The sequence below is a fragment of the Enterobacter genomosp. S genome (genome assembly GCF_001631805.1).
GTDB classification, from domain to species: Bacteria; Pseudomonadota; Gammaproteobacteria; order Enterobacterales; family Enterobacteriaceae; genus Enterobacter; species Enterobacter quasihormaechei.
Genome location: NZ_LVVA01000012.1, coordinates 155,103 through 172,285 on the forward strand (window position 1 = coordinate 155,103; position 17,183 = coordinate 172,285).

The following is a 17,183-nucleotide window of genomic DNA, read 5'->3' on the forward strand; positions in this document are numbered from 1 at the left end:
GTCAACACATTGTCATTCATGCGCCGCACGCATCAATTCATGCGCTATTTGCGCTTATTAATTTTCACATCCTGATCCAGTTTTCAGAAACAGACGAGCATAACGTCGCTATAAAAACTGGAGATAACCATGGTTTCCTCAACCTCACCTGCTACCGTCCGGGCGAAAGCCGGCGCGATTTTCCGCGTCACGTCGGGCAACTTTCTTGAGCAATTCGACTTCTTTCTGTTCGGGTTTTACGCCACCTACATCGCCCACACGTTCTTCCCGGCCAGCAGTGAATTTGCCTCGCTGATGATGACCTTCGCTGTCTTCGGCGCGGGCTTTCTGATGCGTCCGATCGGGGCCATTGTCCTCGGGGCTTACATTGATAAAGTGGGCCGCCGTAAAGGGCTGATCGTCACCCTGTCGATTATGGCCGCCGGAACGTTTCTGATTGTGCTGATCCCTTCCTATCAAAGCATTGGCCTCTGGGCGCCGCTGCTGGTGCTGACCGGCCGCCTGTTGCAGGGTTTTTCGGCAGGCGCTGAGCTGGGCGGGGTCTCGGTTTATCTGGCGGAGATCGCCACGCCGGGCCGCAAGGGTTTTTACACCAGCTGGCAGTCGGGCAGCCAGCAGGTCGCCATTATGGTCGCGGCGGCGATGGGCTTCGCGCTGAACGTGGTGCTGGAAGAGAGCGCCATTCGCGAGTGGGGCTGGCGTATCCCGTTCCTGTTTGGCTGTCTGATTGTGCCGTTCATCTTTTTCCTGCGCCGCAAGCTGGAGGAGACCGAGGAGTTCAGCGCCCGTCGCCACCATCTGGCGATGCGTCAGGTCTTCACAACGCTGCTCGCCAACTGGCAGGTTGTCGTCGCGGGCATGCTGATGGTGGCGATGACCACCACCGCCTTTTACCTGATCACCGTTTATGCGCCGACCTTCGGTAAAAAAGTGCTGATGCTGAGCGCGTCGGACAGCCTGCTGGTCACGCTGCTGGTGGCGGTGTCCAACTTTATCTGGCTGCCGATCGGCGGCGCGCTTTCGGACCGCTTCGGACGGAAGCCGGTGCTGATCGCCATGACGCTGCTGGCGCTGGCAACCAGCTATCCGGCGCTGACGATGCTCGCCGCCGCCCCGAGCTTCTCCATGATGCTGACCGTACTGCTGTGGCTCTCTTTCCTCTATGGCCTGTATAACGGCGCGATGATCCCGGCCCTGACGGAGATCATGCCAACAGAAGTTCGCGTGGCGGGCTTCTCGCTGGCTTACAGCCTGGCGACCGCCGTCTTTGGCGGCTTCACACCGGTGATCTCGACCGCCTTGATTGAGTACACCGGGGACAAAGCCTCTCCGGGCTACTGGATGAGCTTTGCCGCCGTTTGCGCCCTGCTGGCAACGCTCTATCTCTATCGTCGCCGTACGTTAGCCCTGCACACCGCCGTTGAGGAGTGATTGATGATGCTTAAATTCAGAACGGTAATTGCCGCCCTGACCTTCGCCACCCTCAGCGCGGGCGCGCTTGCCGAAGACGTTACAGTGATGATTTCAGGCGGCTTCAGAGCGGCGCTGGAGAAGCTGGCGCCCCAGTATGAGGCCAAAAGCGGCGACAGGCTCATTTTGATCTCCGGCCCGTCGATGGGCAAAACGCCGCAGGCTATTCCGGCCCGGCTCGCCCGGGGCGAAAAAGCGGATGTGGTGATTATGGTTGGCGATGCGCTGGAGAAGCTTGAACAGGATCGTTGGACGGCGCCGGGTTCCCGCGTGGAGCTGGCGGATTCGCCCGTCGGGATGGTCGTTAAAGCGGGCGCGCCGGTGCCGGATATCAGTACGGTGGCTGCCCTTCGACAAACGCTGCTGAAGGCCCAATCCATGGCGTATTCCGACAGCGCCAGCGGCCGGTATGTCGAGCGCGAGCTGTTCGGGAAACTGGGCATCGACGGCCAGGTTCACGGTAAAGCGCACCGGGTTGAACGCATCCCGGTGGCGTCTGAGGTAGCGAAAGGGAAATACGACCTCGGCTTTCAGCAGGTCAGCGAACTTCTGCCGGTGCCAGGTGTGACGTTTGTGGGCAAGCTGCCTGACGACATGCAGTACATAACCCGCTTTGCCGGCGCCGTAACGCAGAGCGCCGACCATCCTGAACGGGGGAAAGCGCTGCTGGCCTTTCTCTCTTCCCCGGATGCAGCACCGATCGTGACGGCAACCGGCCTACAGCCCGTTAGCGCAGATCGCGATACTGCTCGGTGATCAGCGCTTCCAGTTCGGCAGCAATATAGGACTGGATCCGCCCGCGACGGCGAATCAGCCCCACGGTCCGCCTGACTTCGGGCTCGGTTAAAGGGACCGACGTCAGGAGCGAATACTCGGCGCGGGGCATCGACATCGCGGGAACGGCGGCAATGCCGATCCCGGCTTCAACCATCCCCAGCATGGTCGTCACGTGCCGCGTTTCGCAGATGCTGGGGCGCTCGGGACGAATATGCCCGACCCGCTGGTCGAGAAGATTGCGGTTGCCGGACGTCTTATCCAGACCGATATAATCCTGCTGATAAAAAGCCTGCCACGTCAGGCTTTTTCTTTTGGCAAGCGGGCTGTCGCGCCGGCAGGCGGCGACGTAGACGTCCTCCACCAGCGGGACACATTCGATGTCGGGCTGCAAATTCTGGGCGAAGCAGATACCAAAATCCGCCTGTCCGCGGGTGACGGCCTCAATAACATTCCCGGCGCTGCTGTCTATCAGCTTTATGCGTACGCGGGGGTAGCGAGACTGAAAGCGACGGATCACGTCCGGCATAAAGTAACACGCGGCTGACGGCACGGTCGCCACGGTGATCAGCCCCGTGCGCTCCTCGCTGGCTTTATCGATATCCGAAAGCATGGACTCCACGTCGGCAAGCAGTTGCCCGCACCGGTCGGCAAAGGTCTGACCATACAGGGTCAGCGTGACGCGCCGGGTGGTTCTGTCGAAAAGCTTTGCCCCCAGCGCCGCCTCCAGCTTTTCAATTCTGCGACTCAGTGCCGACTGGGAAAGGCAGATAGACTCTGCCGCAAGGCGGAAATTGCCGTATTCCAGCAGCGCGCGGAAGGCGTAGAGATCGTTGAGGTCAAAATTGACGGGCATACGGACGGGATCCTTAAGCACATAGGGTATGAAGAGATTTATCATAGCCGCGCACGACATACTTCACAAAATGAAGGGGATACCCCTAAAGCGCTATCAACCAGACGGCACATAGTGATAGTTTATGCGGGCTGGATTCCTCTTAAACAGGCTGCCCGTCTGCAAACTGCCGAAGAGGAGTGTCATACTGCTATACAGAGTATGTTGGCATGCTAACAGCCCCTGACCTTTCCATTTTGTTCACGTGCGAGTAACGAGCAAAGCGATGATTAAGTGGCCCTGGAAAACGAACGACGCTGGTCGAAATATGGCGCTGCCCTGGGATGAGGCTCTGGCGATCCCCGTGCTGGCGAATCTCTTGCCTGAAGAGCAATCAAAGCTGATTCAGCTGGCAGAGCGTTTTTTACAGCAAAAACGTCTGGTACCGCTACAGGGCTTCGAGCTCGACCCGCTTAAAAATTCGCGCATCGCCCTGCTCTTCTGCCTGCCGGTGCTGGAGCTGGGCATCGAATGGCTGGATGGCTTCCACGAAGTGCTGATCTACCCGGCACCGTTTATCGTTGATGACGAGTGGGAGGATGACATTGGCCTGGTGCATAACCAGCGTATGGTGCAGTCCGGACAAAGCTGGCAGCAAGGGCCGATCATCCTCAACTGGCTGGACATTCAGGACTCGTTCGATGCCTCGGGTTTCAACCTGATTATTCACGAAGTGGCGCATAAGCTGGATACCCGCAACGGCGATCGCGCCAGCGGCGTGCCGCTGATCCCGCTGCGTGAAGTCGCAGGTTGGGAGCATGACCTTCACGCGGCGATGGAAAACATTCAGGATGAGATAGACCTGGTGGGTGAGAGTGCGGCCAGCATTGATGCCTACGCAGCGACCGATCCCGCCGAGTGCTTTGCGGTACTGTCCGAGTATTTCTTTAGCGCACCCGAGCTTTTCGCCCCTCGCTTCCCGGCGTTGTGGCAGCGTTTTTGCCAGTTTTACCAGCAGGATCCGCTCCAGCGTCTGCGGCAAAGCGAGGACGCTGCGAGCACGTCCTCACATCCGTTCCACTAATGTTTAAGGGGTACGATCGGTTGATCGTACCCACACGCTCACCGCGAGAAACAGCACCGCCATACCCCATGCGGCAGTAATCAAGAACTGCTCACCGTACAAGCGCGTCACCACGGGCACCAGCAGCGCGCTCGCCCCGTACCCCAGCGTATGGCTGGTGGCAATGACCCCTGCGCCTTTGCCCGTCGTCAGCCGATCGTTGAGCAAAAGCTGGTATCCCGGCGTGGCCATGGCGGCACCCAGCGAGGTGATGACAATGCCCACGTAAAACAGGGCTACGCTTGCGAGGCACATCAGCCCAAGCCCCGCCACCATCAAAACTGCGGCAATGAAGAGTAAAACCCTCGGGCTAAAATGCTGCGGGCGCACCACCAGAAACTGTGCCGCAAGGGTCGCCAGCGCGGCCAGGCTCAGCAGCATCGCGACATGATGGCTGATTTGCACGGCATCGCCATTGAATAACGGGTGGAGATGAGGCGATAAGCCAAGCTGCATCAGGCTGACCAGCGCCGCCAGCAGCAGCGCCAGCGCCAGGAAAGGCAGCATCGAGGCCTGTAACCGCGTCGACTGATGCGCCACCGGCGGCAGCGGCGGATCCGCAGCCTCGCGCAACACCAGCAGCAGTGCGATAAGCGGTGCCAGCGCCATCAGCCAGAGCGGTGCGACCGGACTGAGGCTGAGCATCAGCGCGGCCAGCGGCGGCCCCAGCAGACGCCCGAGGCTAAGGCCAGAGCTTATCGTCGCCAGCGCCGCCATTCTTTTATCCAGCCCGGCACGTTGAATGGCCCACGTCTGGGCCGCAGGCACCAGCCCCGAGACCGTCAGGCCGTACAGCATGCGCGACAGAATCAGGCCCGCCATTCCCCAGAAGGCATTCAGCGCACCGTTCGCCATCGCCCAGACCACCAGCGCCATCACCACGAAGCTCACCAGATAGCCGCCTAACGAGGCCAGCATAACGATCTTACAGCCGCGCCGCTCGCTCTGGCGTCCCCACCAGGGCGATGCGGGTAAAAAGAGCATCGAGCCGAACATCAACAGCCCGGCCCAGACGGAGAGCGAAAAACCGGTCATTGATACCAGCTGCGGCAGCATGACCAGCAAACCGTTTTGTCCGATGCCCAGTAAACCGGCGCCCAGGGCCAGGGGCCAGTTGGCCTTCGGGGCAATATCATCAGTCAAATTATCAATAGAGGCGCGCATAGAATTGTGAAGATAATGTCAATAAATGTGTGGAAATTATGAAGTTTATGAAAACAAATATTGCAAAAATAGTTGCGACTGTAAACAGAATGAATATCATAACGAGAATTATTATCAGTCATGGAATGAGGTACATTTATGCGTGCTCTGCCCCGCTCTGCCGGTACAGATGTTGCGGCCCAGTGTTTTTTGAACGCGCTGCTGCGCGAAACGAAGGACTGGCATTATCTTCCCGCAACCCGTGCGGATGAGTTATCGCAGATTCATATCCCGCTCTCCCCAACCCAGGCCATTCGGGTTCCAGTACGCTATTTCTCCCCCACGCAGCATCACCAGTATTGTTTCCCGGCCACGCTAATTCAGGCCGACAGCGACGGTGGTGACGCGGTCACATTTCATCAACTGATTGATTTCATTCTGCAAAAACCGTCGGTCAAAGGATCTCTGGATGCCGATACGCTGGCGCGCTTTACGCAGCGCGTGCTGGAAAGCCATACGCATACCTGGCAGGCCATTGATTTACGCCATAACTGGGCCAACCTCCGCGCCAGGCCGCTGACCTTTGCCGAAGCGGAACAAGCGCTGCTGGTCGGCCACGCCTTTCACCCGGCACCTAAGTCGCACGAGCCGTTTAACGACGCTGAGGCGCGCCGCTATCTGCCGGATTTTGCCTCCCGCTTCCCGCTGCGCTGGTTCGCGGTTGAGAGTAAGCAGATTACCGGCGATAGCCTGAATGTCTCCCTGCGGGAGCGGCTGCTGCGCTTCGCGGCGCAAAGCGCCCCGGCGTTGCTTGGCCACTTCACCGATACCCGCTGGCTGCTGCCGATGCACCCGTGGCAGGCTGACTGTCTGCTGGAACAGCCCTGGTGCCAGCGTCTGGTCGAAAAAGGTGCCCTTCAGGACCTGGGCGAAGCGGGAGCGCAGTGGCTGCCCACCAGCTCCTCCCGCTCGTTGTACAGCGAAACCAACAGTGACATGATTAAGTTCTCCCTGAGCGTGCGCCTGACCAACTCCGTGCGCACGCTGTCGGTGAAAGAGGTTGAGCGCGGAATGCGCCTGGCGCGACTGGCGAAAACGGAACGCTGGCAGGGGCTACAGGCGCGCTACCCGACCATGCGCGTAATGCAGGAAGACGGCTGGGCGGGCCTGTGCGACGAGCACGGCGTCGTTCAGGAAGAGAGCCTGATGGCCCTGCGCGTCAACCTGCTGTTCCCTGCCCCTGAAACGCAAACCAACGTGCTGGTAAGCCTGACGCAGGCCGCACCGGACGGCGGCGACAGCCTGCTGGCGGCGGCGATTCGCCGGCTGAGCGAACGTCTGGATCTCCCGCTCGCCCAGGCCGCGCGCTGCTGGCTGGATGCCTACTGCGACCGCGTATTACTCCCGCTGTTCAGCGCCGAAGCGGACTACGGTCTGGTGCTGCTGGCGCACCAGCAAAATATCCTTGTTGAGATGCAGCAGGATTTTCCCGTCGGGCTTATCTACCGTGACTGCCAGGGCAGCGCATGGACCGAAGGGGCCGACGCGTGGCTTAAAGAAGCGGGCGAAACCGACGTGGAAAACCGCTTTGGCGACAGCCAGCTGCTGCGCTACTTCCCGTACTACCTGCTACTGAACTCCACCCTTGCCGTGACCGCCGCCCTCGCCGCTGCCGGCTTCGACAGTGAAGAGAGCCTGATGTCCCGCGTGCGGGACGCGCTGGCCGACCTGCGCAAGACGGCGAAGCAGACCCGCTGCCTCGATTACGTGCTCGACAGCCCGACCTGGAACTGTAAGGGCAACTTCTTCTGCTACCTGCACGATCGCAACGAAAACACCATCGCCGATCCGGCGGTGATCTATTTCGACTTTAGCAACCCGTTTTATAAGGAGAAGGCGTGATGGCCATTGCGAATATCGTCCATTCCGGCTACGGCTTCCGCTGCACGTCCACGGAAAAAAACCTGCCGCTGACCCTGGGTCTTGACGGCAGCGCGGTCCTGGAGCGCCTGGCCGGGATCCCGGACGGCTGGCTGGTGGAGGCGCTCGACCAGCTGTTTGTAGCCGCGCCCGCCCTGACGGGCATTACCCTGCCGTGGGCCGCCTGGCAGGATGAACCCCAGGCGCAGGCGCTGTTTAGCCTCGTAAGCGGAGATTATCTGGCGCGTGAACGTTTCTGGCAACTGCCGCTGTGGCTGAAAGGCGAACGTCCGCAGCCGAGCGGCGGCATGCAGTTTGACGAAAGCCGCCAGCTTTATTTCCCGCTGCGCCCTCACCGCCCGCAGGGTGAAGTCTATCGCCGTTACGATCCGCAGATTAAGCGTACCCTGAGTTTCCGCGTGGCGGACGTGGCGCTGGACGGCGAGCGTTTTACCCGCTGGATGAACACCCCGCGCGTGAACGCCTTCTGGGAGATGGCCGGCCCGCAGGCCGAACAGGAAAATTACCTGCGTCGTCAGCTCGACTCGTCGTACTGCTATCCGGTGATCGGCTGCTTTGACGATGAGCCGTTCGGCTATTTTGAACTCTACTGGGCGCCAGAAGACCGTATTGGCCGCCACTACCGCTGGCAGCCCTTTGACCGTGGGCTGCACATGCTGGTCGGGGAAGAGAGCTGGCGCGGGGCGCAGTATATTCGCAGCTGGCTGCGCGGGCTGAGCCACTATCTGTATCTCGATGAACCGCGCACGGCGCGTATTGTCGCCGAGCCGCACTTCGACAACCAGCGTCTGTTCCGCCACCTGGCGTCCGCCGGTTTCGACACGGTGAAGGAGTTCGACTTCCCGCACAAGCGCTCTCGTCTGATCATGAGCGAGCGTCACCGCTTCTTTCATGAGGTGGAACTGTGAACGCGCTCTGGCAGAAAGTGAACCGCGAGATGGTGGCGAAAATCCTTGCTGAACTGGAATACGAACGCACCCTGCGCGCCGAGCCGGTTTCGGCGGACGGCTGGCGCATCGCCATGGGCAACGCGTCATGGCAGTTTCGCGCCACGCGTGGGATCTGGGGCTGGCTGCATATCAATCCGGACACCCTGACCACCGCCAGCGGCGCGGCGGTCGAAGCGGAAAGCGCGCTGCTGCAACTCGCCACCGTGCTGGAGATGAGCGACGCGCAAACGGCGGAGCACATGGAAGATCTTTATGCCACGCTGCGCGGCGACATGCAGCTGGTGCAGGCGCGTGAAGCGCTGGACGCCGATGCGCTGATCCAGCTCGACCCGGACGAATTACAGTGCCTGATGCGCGGTCACCCAAAGTTTATCTTCAACAAGGGACGCCGCGGCTGGGGGCTGGATGCGCTACGCCAGTACGCGCCGGAATATCGCGGTCGCTTTCGCCTGCACTGGGTAGCCGTGCAGCGCGAGCGTCTGGTCTGGAGCAGCGACGCCGATTGCGACATTAACGCCCTGCTCGCCAGCGCCATGGACGATGCCGAGCGCGCCCGGTTCGACGCCCGCTGGCAGGCGCTGGAACTGGACGATCACTGGCTGCCCGTGCCGCTGCATCCGTGGCAGTGGCAGCAAAAAATTGCCATTCATTTCCTGGCGCAGCTCGCGCGCGGCGAAATGGTCGAGCTGGGCGAGTTTGGCGATGAGTATCTGGCGCAGCAGTCCCTGCGCACGCTAACTAACGCCAGCCGTCGCGCACCGTATGACATCAAGCTGCCGCTGACCATCTACAACACCTCCTGCTACCGCGGTATTCCGGGCAAGTACATTGCCGCCGGTCCGCTGGCCTCGCGCTGGCTACAGCAGCAGTTCGCCAGCGATGCCACGCTGATTCGCTCCGGGGCGCAGGTGCTTGGCGAACCCGCAGCCGGCTATCTGTCCCATCCGGGTTATGCCGCATTGCCTGAGGCGCCGTACCGCTATCAGGAGATGTTGGGCGTGATCTGGCGTGAGAACCCATCCTGCTATTTACAGGACGGCGAACAGGCGGTGCTGATGGCGGCGCTGATGGAAACCGACAACCAGGGGCGCCCGCTGATTGACGCGTGGATCAAACGCTCGGGATTAACCGCTGACGCATGGCTGGACAGGCTGTTTGAGGCGACGGTGATCCCCTTCTATCACCTGCTCTGCCGCTACGGCGTGGCGCTGATCGCCCACGGCCAGAATGTCACGCTGGTGATGAAAGACGACGTTCCACAGCGCATCCTGCTGAAGGATTTTCAGGGCGATATGCGCCTGGTAGACGAAGATTTCCCCCAGGCGCAGAGCCTGCCGGAACAGGTAAAAGCCGTCACCGCGCGCCTCAGTGCGGATTACATCATCCACGACCTGCAAACCGGCAACTTTGTCACCGTGCTGCGCTTTATTTCGCGCCTCACCCTGCAATGCGGCGTGAGCGAAACGCGTTTCTATCAGATCCTGGCACAGGTGCTGCACCGCTATATGGCCGCCCATCCGGATCTTGCGGCGCGCTTCGCGAAGTTCGACCTGTTTAAACCGCAGATTATTCGCGTGATCCTCAACCCGGTCAAACTGACCTTCTCTGAACACGACGGCGGCAGCCGCATGCTGCCGAACTACGTCTGCGATCTTGATAACCCTCTTTTTCTGGTCTCCCAGGAGTCAGCGCAATGAAAACGTATGATTTCATCGGCATCGGTATCGGTCCGTTCAACCTCAGCATCGCCGCGCTGGCAGAGGGGCTGGACGGTTTTAGCTCGCTGTTTCTTGAACGCAAGCCGCACTTCTCCTGGCACCCGGGGATGATGGTGCCGGACTGCCATATGCAGACCAGCTTCCTGAAGGATCTGGTCAGCGCCGTGGAGCCGACCAACCGCCACAGTTTCCTGAACTACCTCGTTCTGCGTAAGAAGTTCTACCGTTTTCTGACCACCGAGCAGCGCACCGTCTCTCGCGAGGAGTTTGCCGATTACCTGTGCTGGGCGGCGGATAACCTGACGAATCTGGCCTTCAGCCAGCAGGTGCAGCAGGTCAGCTTTGATGAGCAAAACGGCCTGTTTGAGGTGGTGACCCAGCGGGATCGCTTCCTTGCGCGCCACGTCTGCGTGGGGATTGGTAAGCAGATCAATCTGCCCGAGTGCGTCACCGCGCAGGATGATACCTGCTTCCACGCCAGCGAAATGATGCTGCGCGCGCCGGATTTAGCGGGAAAACGCGTCACCGTTGTCGGCGGCGGCCAGAGCGGCGCGGATCTGTTTTTGAATATCTTCCGAGGGGAATGGGGCCAGCCGCTGAGCCTCAACTGGGTATCGCGCCGCAACAATTACAACGCGCTGGATGAGGCCGCGTTTGCTAACGAGTATTTCACGCCGGAGTATGTGGACAGCTTCTCCACGCTCGGTGACGACGCGCGTCGTCAGATGTTGCAGGAACAGAAGATGACCTCCGACGGGATCACCACGGAGTCGTTACTGGCCATTTACCGCGCCATGTACCACCGTTTCGAAGTGTTGCGCGAAAAACCCTGGGCGCACCTGATGCCGTCCCGCTCGGTGACGGCGCTGACGCGCCTGGAAAACGGGCAGCGCCTGAGCATACAGCATCATCTCGACGGCGGGCATGAACAGCTGGAGAGCGACGTGGTGATTTTCGCCACCGGCTACCGCGCCGTGCAGCCCGCGTTTCTGGCCCCGCTCTCATCCCGACTGCGTCTGGATGAGGATGACGCCTTCTGCATTAACAATGATTTCACCCTTGAATGGGACGGCCCGCAGCGCAACCGCCTGTTTGCCGTCAACGCCGGGATGCACCGTCTCGGTATTGCCGAACCCCAGCTCAGCCTGATGGCCTGGCGCGCGGCGCGAATTCTGAATCGCGCTCACGATGACGAGCCGTTTGAACTGGCAACCACCCCCGGCGTTATCCACTGGCGAAGCACCACTAGCCCGGAGAATAGCCAGGTTTTTAAATCATTAATGAAGACCACCGAGTACTGACACACACATTCAGGATCAACATAACAATGAAACGTTCTCATCTTTGGGTTTTAAATCCGTGCCTGCTTGCCATGCTTTCTACCTCTGCGTGGGCGGAAGAACAAAAGGAAGAAGATATTGTGGTCTCCGCCAGCCGTGCCCACCGCAGCGTGGCCGAGATGGCACAGACCACCTGGGTTATTGAGCGGGCGGAAATTGAGCAGCAGGTCCAGGGCGGGAAAGAGATTAAAGACGTGCTGGCCCAGCTGATCCCCGGCATGGACGTCAGCAGTCAGGGGCGTACCAACTACGGCATGAACCTGCGCGGTCGCTCCATGATGGTGATGGTGGACGGCGTGCGCCTGAACTCTTCCCGCAGCGACAGCCGCCAGCTCGACTCTATCGATCCGTTCAACATTGACCGCATCGAAGTGATCTCCGGCGCCACCTCGCTCTACGGCGGCGGCAGTACCGGCGGGCTGGTGAACATCGTCACCAAAAAAGGCCAGCCGGAGACCGAAGTCGAGTTCCAGACCGGGGCAAAAAGCGGATTTAACAGCCATAACGACCATGATGAGAACGTCTCTGCCGCCGTGAGCGGCGGCAACGATAACGCGTCTGGCCGTCTGTCGGTCTCGTATCAGCGCTACGGCGGCTGGTATGACGGCAACGGCGACGAAGTGATTATCGATAACACCCAGACCGGCTTGCAGTATTCTGACCGTATCGACGTGATGGGAACAGGCACCATCAACATCGACGATCATCAGCAGCTTCAGTTAACCACGCAGTACTACAAGAGCGAATCCGACGGGAAACATGGCCTGTTCCTCGAGGAGAATTTTGCTGCGGTCACGGGCGATGCCAAAGCCTATAACAAAGACAATCTGAACTCTGACCGTATCCCTGGCACAGAGCGTCACCTGATTAATCTGCAATACTCCAACACCGACTTCTGGGGCCAGGATCTGGTTGCGCAAATTTACTACCGTGATGAGAGCCTGACCTACTACCCGTTCCCGACGCTGAGCAAAGGCGCGGTAACCAGCATTGGCGCATCCCAGCAGAAAACCGATTTTTACGGCGGCAAGCTGACGCTGAACAGCAAGCCGATGGACGATCTGACCCTTACCTGGGGCGTGGATGCCGACCATGAAACGTTCGACGCCAACCAGCAGTTCTTCGACTTAAGCAAAGCGGCAGCGAGCGGCGGCATGGAGCTGGACAACGCCTACAACGTGGGCCGTTATCCGGGTTACAGCATTACTAACCTCGCGCCATTCCTGCAAGCCAGCTATGACATTGACGCCATCACCCTGAGCGGCGGCGTGCGCTACCAGTACACCGAAAACAAGGTGGATGATTTTGTCGGTTACGCCCAGCAGCAGGCCATCGCCACGGGCAAAGCGACCTCCGCAGACGCGGTGCCGGGCGGGAAAACCGATTACAACAACTTCCTGTTTAACGCCGGGATCCTTGGACGTCTGACCGAACAGCAGCAGCTGTGGTTTAACTTCTCCCAGGGCTTTGAGATCCCGGATCTGGCGAAGTACTACGGTTCCGGCACCTATCAGCTGGTGGATGGTCACTATCGTCTGCAAAACAGCGTGAACGTGAACGACTCGACGCTGGACGGGATTAAGGTCAACGCTTACGAGCTGGGCTGGCGCTTCACCGGTGATAACCTGCGTACGCAGGTGGCGGCCTACTACTCGCTCTCGGATAAAACCATCACCATCAACAAGAGCGACATGACCATCAATCTGGAAGACGACAAACGTCGTATCTACGGGGTTGAAGGCCAGGTAGACTATTTCTTCACCGACAGCGACTGGAGCACCGGGGCAAACTTTAACGCCATCAAGTCCGAAACGCGTGAAAACGGGAAATGGGAGAAGCTGACGGTCGACAGCGCCAGCCCGTCGAAAGCCAGCGCATGGGTCAACTGGGCGCCGGGCGACTGGGCCCTGCGCGTGCAGAGCACACAAACCTTCGACGTGTCGGATGCCGACGGTAAGAAGATCGATGGCTATAACACCATTGATTTCCTCGGCAGCTACGCCCTGCCGGTAGGGAAAGTCAGCTTCAGCGTGGAAAACCTGCTGGACAAAGACTACACCACCGTCTGGGGCCAGCGCGCACCGGGGCTGTATAGCCCAACCTACGGCGCACCGGGTCTGTATACTTACAAAGGCCGTGGACGTACGTTTGGTCTGAACTACTCCGTTCTGTTCTGATCCTTCGCGCCGCCTGCCAGCGGGCGGCGCAATTCGCTGTGCAATTTGAAAGCAAATCTGCTATTAAATCATCGGTTTGCTGAAATTCTCGGCAAACGAACAAAAACGTCGTTTTCCCCTTTGACAAGGCGCACGCAGGTCGATAATATTCGCCTCGTTCACACGATTCCTCTGTAGTTCAGTCGGTAGAACGGCGGACTGTTAATCCGTATGTCACTGGTTCGAGTCCAGTCAGAGGAGCCAAATTTGAAAAGCCTGCTTTTATAGCAGGCTTTTTGCTTTTGTAGGTTCGGTAAATTTGCCGGGTGGCGGCTGCGCCTTACCCGGCATACGGATTAGTGACTAAATCTGATAATCAATCGCCACTTCTTCCGGCGCCATCACCTGGCGTTTGATCTCATCCACGGAAAGTCCCGCATTGCAGAGCTCGATAAATCGCCACACGTAGTTGCGCTGAAGTTGCCCGCGCTTCAGCCCCAGCCAGACGGTGTTCGCGTCGAACAGGTGACGCGTATCCAGACGCACCAGATTATCGGCTTCACGCTCTGCGCCAGACTGCTCGGCCACCAGACCAATCCCCAGCCCTAGCTCAACGTAGGTTTTGATCACGTCTGAATCCTGCGCGCTCAGCACCACGTCCGGCGTGAGCCCTTTACGCTTGAACGCTTCATCAATGCGCGAGCGTCCGGTGATGCCCTGCCGGTAGGTAATCAGCGGCCATTTGACGATCTCTTCCAGCGTCAATGGCGAAACCTGGTTCAGGGGGTGGTCGGCGGGTAACAGCAGGCTGTGATGCCAGCGGAACCACGGGAATGCCACCAGCAGTGGGTCGTTGCTCAGCCGCTCGCTGGCGATACCGATATCTGCCCCACCGTTATGCAGCAGCACTTCGATTTCCTGCGGCGTGCCCTGGATGAGCTCGAGCCGTACGTCAGGAAAGATTTCACGAAAGGCTTTGATCACCGTCGGAAGGCTGTAGCGCGCCTGCGTATGGGTGGTGGCGATGGTCAGCATCCCCGAAGCGTCGTTGGTAAAGAGATCTGCCAGACGGCGAACGTTGCTGGCCTCGTTGAGAATGCGCTCAGCGATGGTCAGCAATGCCTTGCCTGGCTCCGTCATGCCCAGCAGGCGCTTGCCACGACGGATAAAAATCTCAATGCCTAACTCCTCCTCCAGCTCGCGGATATGTCGGCTGACGCCCGACTGGGAGGTGTAGAGCATGTTGGCGACTTCGGTCAGGTTGTAATCCCGCCTGGCCGCCTCACGAATAATTTTAAGTTGCTGGAAATTCACGATTCACTCCGGCGCATCTGACATAAGGCTATTGTTAGAGTCAGCCGGGCTGTAGAACAAATAATAAAAACCAGCATCTTATGCTTATTTGGAATATCAGCTGACCAGTTGCAGCTCGCGGTTTTCCAGCGACGGCTTACTGACCAGAGACATCAGGATCTCTTTAACCGCCTGCGCCTGCGGTGTCAGTGAGCCGCGCGCGGACATATTCAAAGAGAGCGGTAAGCTCATGGATGGCGTAGTGATGCGGGCCATCCAGCCGTTCGCCGCGCTGCACAGTGAACGTGCGGCAGACTCGGGCAGTACCGTAACCCCCATACCGCTGGCAATGGCGGCAGTCAGCGTGGAGATGGAGTCAATCTCTCCGATAATTTTCGCCGTCAGACGGCGCAGCGAGAACGCTTCGTCGACGCGCACGCGCACGGCGCTATAGTCGCGCGGCAGGAATAGATTCATCTCCGCCACGGCGGTTAAATCAATGCTCTGGCCGGGGCAATCCCGGGTCCCGACCAGATAAAGATCTTCCTTCAGCAGCGGCTGGCTGGTGATCCCGGCAACCGGTGAGCGGTCGTACAGCACGGCCATATCCAGCTGACCGTTGAGCAGTTTGTCATTGAGCACGGAACCACTGTTCTCATGCAGATAAACCAGCACTTCCGGTAGCTCAGCGCGCACCGCCTGAAGCAGCGGCATGGTGACAGACGATGCGGCCGTTCCCGGCGCCAGGCCGATGGAGACATGCCCGCTCAGGGTCTGCCCCACATTATGAACGGCCAGCTGCGCCTGTTCGCACTGACGCAGGATCGTGCGGGCGTGGGTGTATAAAATTTTTCCCGCTTCGGTAGGCGTTACGCCGCGTTTGGTGCGGATCAACAGTTGCTGGTCCATTTCGCCTTCCAGAGTCGCGACCTGCTGGCTCAGCGCAGGCTGCGCGATATGCAGCACTTCAGCCGCCTGGGTCAGGCTGCCGATATCGACGATTTTTACGAAGTATTTCAGTCGTCTTAAGTTCATGTTGCCCCCTGTTCGAAAATAGCGTGCCGGTAACGGCTGTGTTGTTAAACAGGTTTTGCAATATGGATGCCAGTTTTTGGCGGCGGGAAAATATCTGCGCTAAGCGGCTGAAAATAAGGAAAGCCAATCGCTGACGCCAGTTTTGAGACCGGGACAGTGGTTTCCGATCTGCCCCATTCGGGGTATGTCTGCACAAAAAGGGTGCATTCCGTTGGCAAAAACGTCACTTTGCTGGTTTTGTCAGCAAACAGTTAAAAGTCAGCGATCCATCCTTTGACAAGGCGTACGCAGGTCGATAATATGCGCCCCGTTCACACGATTCCTCTGTAGTTCAGTCGGTAGAACGGCGGACTGTTAATCCGTATGTCACTGGTTCGAGTCCAGTCAGAGGAGCCAAATTTGAAAAGCCTGCTTTTAAAGCAGGCTTTTTGCTTTTCTGCGTTCGGTAAGTTTGTCGGGTGGCGGCTGCGCCTTACCCGACCTACGGTCCTGTAAGCGCAGCGCCACCGGGCATAGCAAGCTTCACCGGCATCCCCGATCGCCGTTCCAGCTCAGCGGCCGCGCCCTCGCTCACGAGCTGCGACCGCAGTGCAGCCGTAATGGGCAGCGGCACCTTGTTTGTCGATTCAAATTCTGCGCGATTACGTGATAATGGCTCATGAATTTCCACCCAGCGGCTGCCGTCTGGCTCGGTGGTCACTTTTACGGGCTGATCGATAAGCTGTACCCGCGTCCCCACCGAAACGTTATCGAACAGGTATTTGATATCGTTATTACGCAGGCGAATGCAGCCCTGGCTGACGCGCAGACCGATGCCGAAATTCGAGTTGGTACCGTGAATCGCGTACAGCCTGCCGATATAGAGAGCATACAGCCCCATCGGGTTATCCGGCCCGGCAGGGACGAACGCGGGCAACGTTTTCCCCTCTTTTGCGTAAGCGCGCCGCGTGTTGGGCGTCGGTGACCAGGTTGGGCCTTCCTGCTTGCGCTCAACGGCGGTTACCCAGTTACGCGGCGTCTCGCGCCCCGCCTGACCAATGCCAATAGGCAGGACCTCAACCGTATTGCTGCCGCGTGGATAATAGTAAAGACGCATCTCCGCGACGTTCACCACAATCCCCTCGCGCACCGTTGGCGGCAAAATTAACTGCTGCGGCACTACCAGCTGTGTACCGGCACGCGGTAAAAACGGATCTACCCCCGGGTTAGCTTCCAGCATATTGCTCAACCCCTGCCCGTGCTGCGCTGCAAACGCTTCGAGCGGCAGGGTATTGCCTTCAGGTACGGTGACGGTTATCGGCGCTCCCACCAGGCGGCTCCCCTCGGGAGGTAACGGGTAAGTGACAGCAGATGCAGCGGGAACCAGCATACAAAGCGTAAAAACGAACGCGGCAAATCGAATCAT

General features: G+C 59.1%; 13 protein-coding genes and 2 tRNA genes. 10 read left to right on the plus strand and 5 right to left on the minus strand.

Annotated features, from left to right (window positions below):
- Positions 1-129: 129 nt before the first annotated feature.
- On the plus strand, positions 130-1,431 hold the full coding sequence (locus A3466_RS08460; RefSeq protein WP_063450198.1) for an MFS transporter: 1,302 nt from the start codon (positions 130-132) through the stop codon (positions 1,429-1,431).
- Between the two features lie 3 nt (positions 1,432-1,434).
- A complete protein-coding gene (locus A3466_RS08465) occupies positions 1,435-2,226 on the plus strand; it encodes a substrate-binding domain-containing protein (protein WP_063450199.1) in 792 nt (263 codons plus the stop codon).
- On the opposite strand, the gene A3466_RS08470 is transcribed toward A3466_RS08465, so the two are convergent.
- Entirely contained in the window at positions 2,198-3,100 is a 903-nt protein-coding gene (locus A3466_RS08470; RefSeq protein ID WP_063450200.1) for a LysR family transcriptional regulator, read from the minus strand. The two genes, A3466_RS08465 and A3466_RS08470, sit on opposite strands and share 29 nt — an antisense overlap.
- 265 nt (positions 3,101-3,365) lie before the next feature.
- Here A3466_RS08470 and mtfA point away from each other — a divergent pair, with 265 nt between their 5' ends.
- A complete protein-coding gene (mtfA, locus tag A3466_RS08475; RefSeq protein ID WP_003859539.1) occupies positions 3,366-4,163 on the plus strand; it encodes a DgsA anti-repressor MtfA in 798 nt (265 codons plus the stop codon).
- Positions 4,164-4,166: 3 nt separating this feature from the next.
- Here the strand turns inward: mtfA and A3466_RS08480 are convergent, their stop codons facing one another.
- The gene (locus A3466_RS08480) at positions 4,167-5,366 is read right to left on the minus strand and encodes an MFS transporter (protein WP_063450201.1); all 1,200 of its coding nucleotides are present in this window, start codon (positions 5,364-5,366) and stop codon (positions 4,167-4,169) included.
- A 138-nt stretch (positions 5,367-5,504) separates the two neighbouring features.
- On the opposite strand from A3466_RS08480, the gene A3466_RS08485 reads away from it, so the two are divergent.
- From A3466_RS08485 to A3466_RS08510, 6 genes are all read left to right on the plus strand, one after another.
- Positions 5,505-7,247, plus strand: coding sequence for an IucA/IucC family protein (locus A3466_RS08485; RefSeq protein WP_063450202.1), 1,743 nt, complete (start codon positions 5,505-5,507; stop codon positions 7,245-7,247).
- Positions 7,247-8,194 (plus strand): GNAT family N-acetyltransferase, encoded by a 948-nt coding sequence (locus tag A3466_RS08490; protein ID WP_063450203.1) that lies wholly within the window; start codon positions 7,247-7,249, stop codon positions 8,192-8,194. Before A3466_RS08485 ends, A3466_RS08490 begins: the two co-directional genes overlap by 1 nt.
- Entirely contained in the window at positions 8,191-9,933 is a 1,743-nt protein-coding gene (gene iucC, locus A3466_RS08495; RefSeq protein ID WP_074160985.1) for an IucA/IucC family protein, read from the plus strand. Before A3466_RS08490 ends, iucC begins: the two co-directional genes overlap by 4 nt.
- Positions 9,930-11,255 (plus strand): lysine N(6)-hydroxylase/L-ornithine N(5)-oxygenase family protein, encoded by a 1,326-nt coding sequence (locus A3466_RS08500; RefSeq protein WP_063450204.1) that lies wholly within the window; start codon positions 9,930-9,932, stop codon positions 11,253-11,255. Before iucC ends, A3466_RS08500 begins: the two co-directional genes overlap by 4 nt.
- 26 nt (positions 11,256-11,281) lie before the next feature.
- Entirely contained in the window at positions 11,282-13,471 is a 2,190-nt protein-coding gene (locus A3466_RS08505; protein ID WP_063450205.1) for a TonB-dependent siderophore receptor, read from the plus strand.
- A gap of 167 nt (positions 13,472-13,638) precedes the next feature.
- A tRNA-Asn gene (locus A3466_RS08510) sits at positions 13,639-13,714 on the plus strand.
- A gap of 99 nt (positions 13,715-13,813) precedes the next feature.
- On the opposite strand, the gene cbl is transcribed toward A3466_RS08510, so the two are convergent.
- On the minus strand, positions 13,814-14,764 hold the full coding sequence (gene cbl, locus A3466_RS08515) for an HTH-type transcriptional regulator Cbl (RefSeq protein ID WP_063450206.1): 951 nt from the start codon (positions 14,762-14,764) through the stop codon (positions 13,814-13,816).
- A 96-nt stretch (positions 14,765-14,860) separates the two neighbouring features.
- On the minus strand, positions 14,861-15,778 hold the full coding sequence (gene nac, locus A3466_RS08520; RefSeq protein ID WP_063450207.1) for a nitrogen assimilation transcriptional regulator NAC: 918 nt from the start codon (positions 15,776-15,778) through the stop codon (positions 14,861-14,863).
- Between the two features lie 320 nt (positions 15,779-16,098).
- On the opposite strand from nac, the gene A3466_RS08525 reads away from it, so the two are divergent.
- Positions 16,099-16,174, plus strand: a tRNA-Asn gene (locus tag A3466_RS08525).
- A gap of 85 nt (positions 16,175-16,259) precedes the next feature.
- Here A3466_RS08525 and ldtA read toward each other — a convergent pair.
- Entirely contained in the window at positions 16,260-17,183 is a 924-nt protein-coding gene (gene ldtA, locus A3466_RS08530) for a L,D-transpeptidase (protein WP_063450208.1), read from the minus strand.

What these genes read in the sequence shown, in the direction of transcription:
- A3466_RS08460 (WP_063450198.1), top strand. Translation starts at nt 130, where the DNA reads ATGGTTTCCTCAACCTCACCTGCTACCGTCCGGGCGAAAGCCGGCGCG.
- A3466_RS08465 (WP_063450199.1), top strand. Translation starts at nt 1,435, where the DNA reads ATGATGCTTAAATTCAGAACGGTAATTGCCGCCCTGACCTTCGCCACC.
- A3466_RS08470 (WP_063450200.1), bottom strand. Translation starts at nt 3,100, where the DNA reads ATGCCCGTCAATTTTGACCTCAACGATCTCTACGCCTTCCGCGCGCTG.
- mtfA (WP_003859539.1), top strand. Translation starts at nt 3,366, where the DNA reads ATGATTAAGTGGCCCTGGAAAACGAACGACGCTGGTCGAAATATGGCG.
- A3466_RS08480 (WP_063450201.1), bottom strand. Translation starts at nt 5,366, where the DNA reads ATGCGCGCCTCTATTGATAATTTGACTGATGATATTGCCCCGAAGGCC.
- A3466_RS08485 (WP_063450202.1), top strand. Translation starts at nt 5,505, where the DNA reads ATGCGTGCTCTGCCCCGCTCTGCCGGTACAGATGTTGCGGCCCAGTGT.
- A3466_RS08490 (WP_063450203.1), top strand. Translation starts at nt 7,247, where the DNA reads ATGGCCATTGCGAATATCGTCCATTCCGGCTACGGCTTCCGCTGCACG.
- A3466_RS08500 (WP_063450204.1), top strand. Translation starts at nt 9,930, where the DNA reads ATGAAAACGTATGATTTCATCGGCATCGGTATCGGTCCGTTCAACCTC.
- A3466_RS08505 (WP_063450205.1), top strand. Translation starts at nt 11,282, where the DNA reads ATGAAACGTTCTCATCTTTGGGTTTTAAATCCGTGCCTGCTTGCCATG.
- nac (WP_063450207.1), bottom strand. Translation starts at nt 15,778, where the DNA reads ATGAACTTAAGACGACTGAAATACTTCGTAAAAATCGTCGATATCGGC.
- ldtA (WP_063450208.1), bottom strand. Translation starts at nt 17,183, where the DNA reads ATGATTCGATTTGCCGCGTTCGTTTTTACGCTTTGTATGCTGGTTCCC.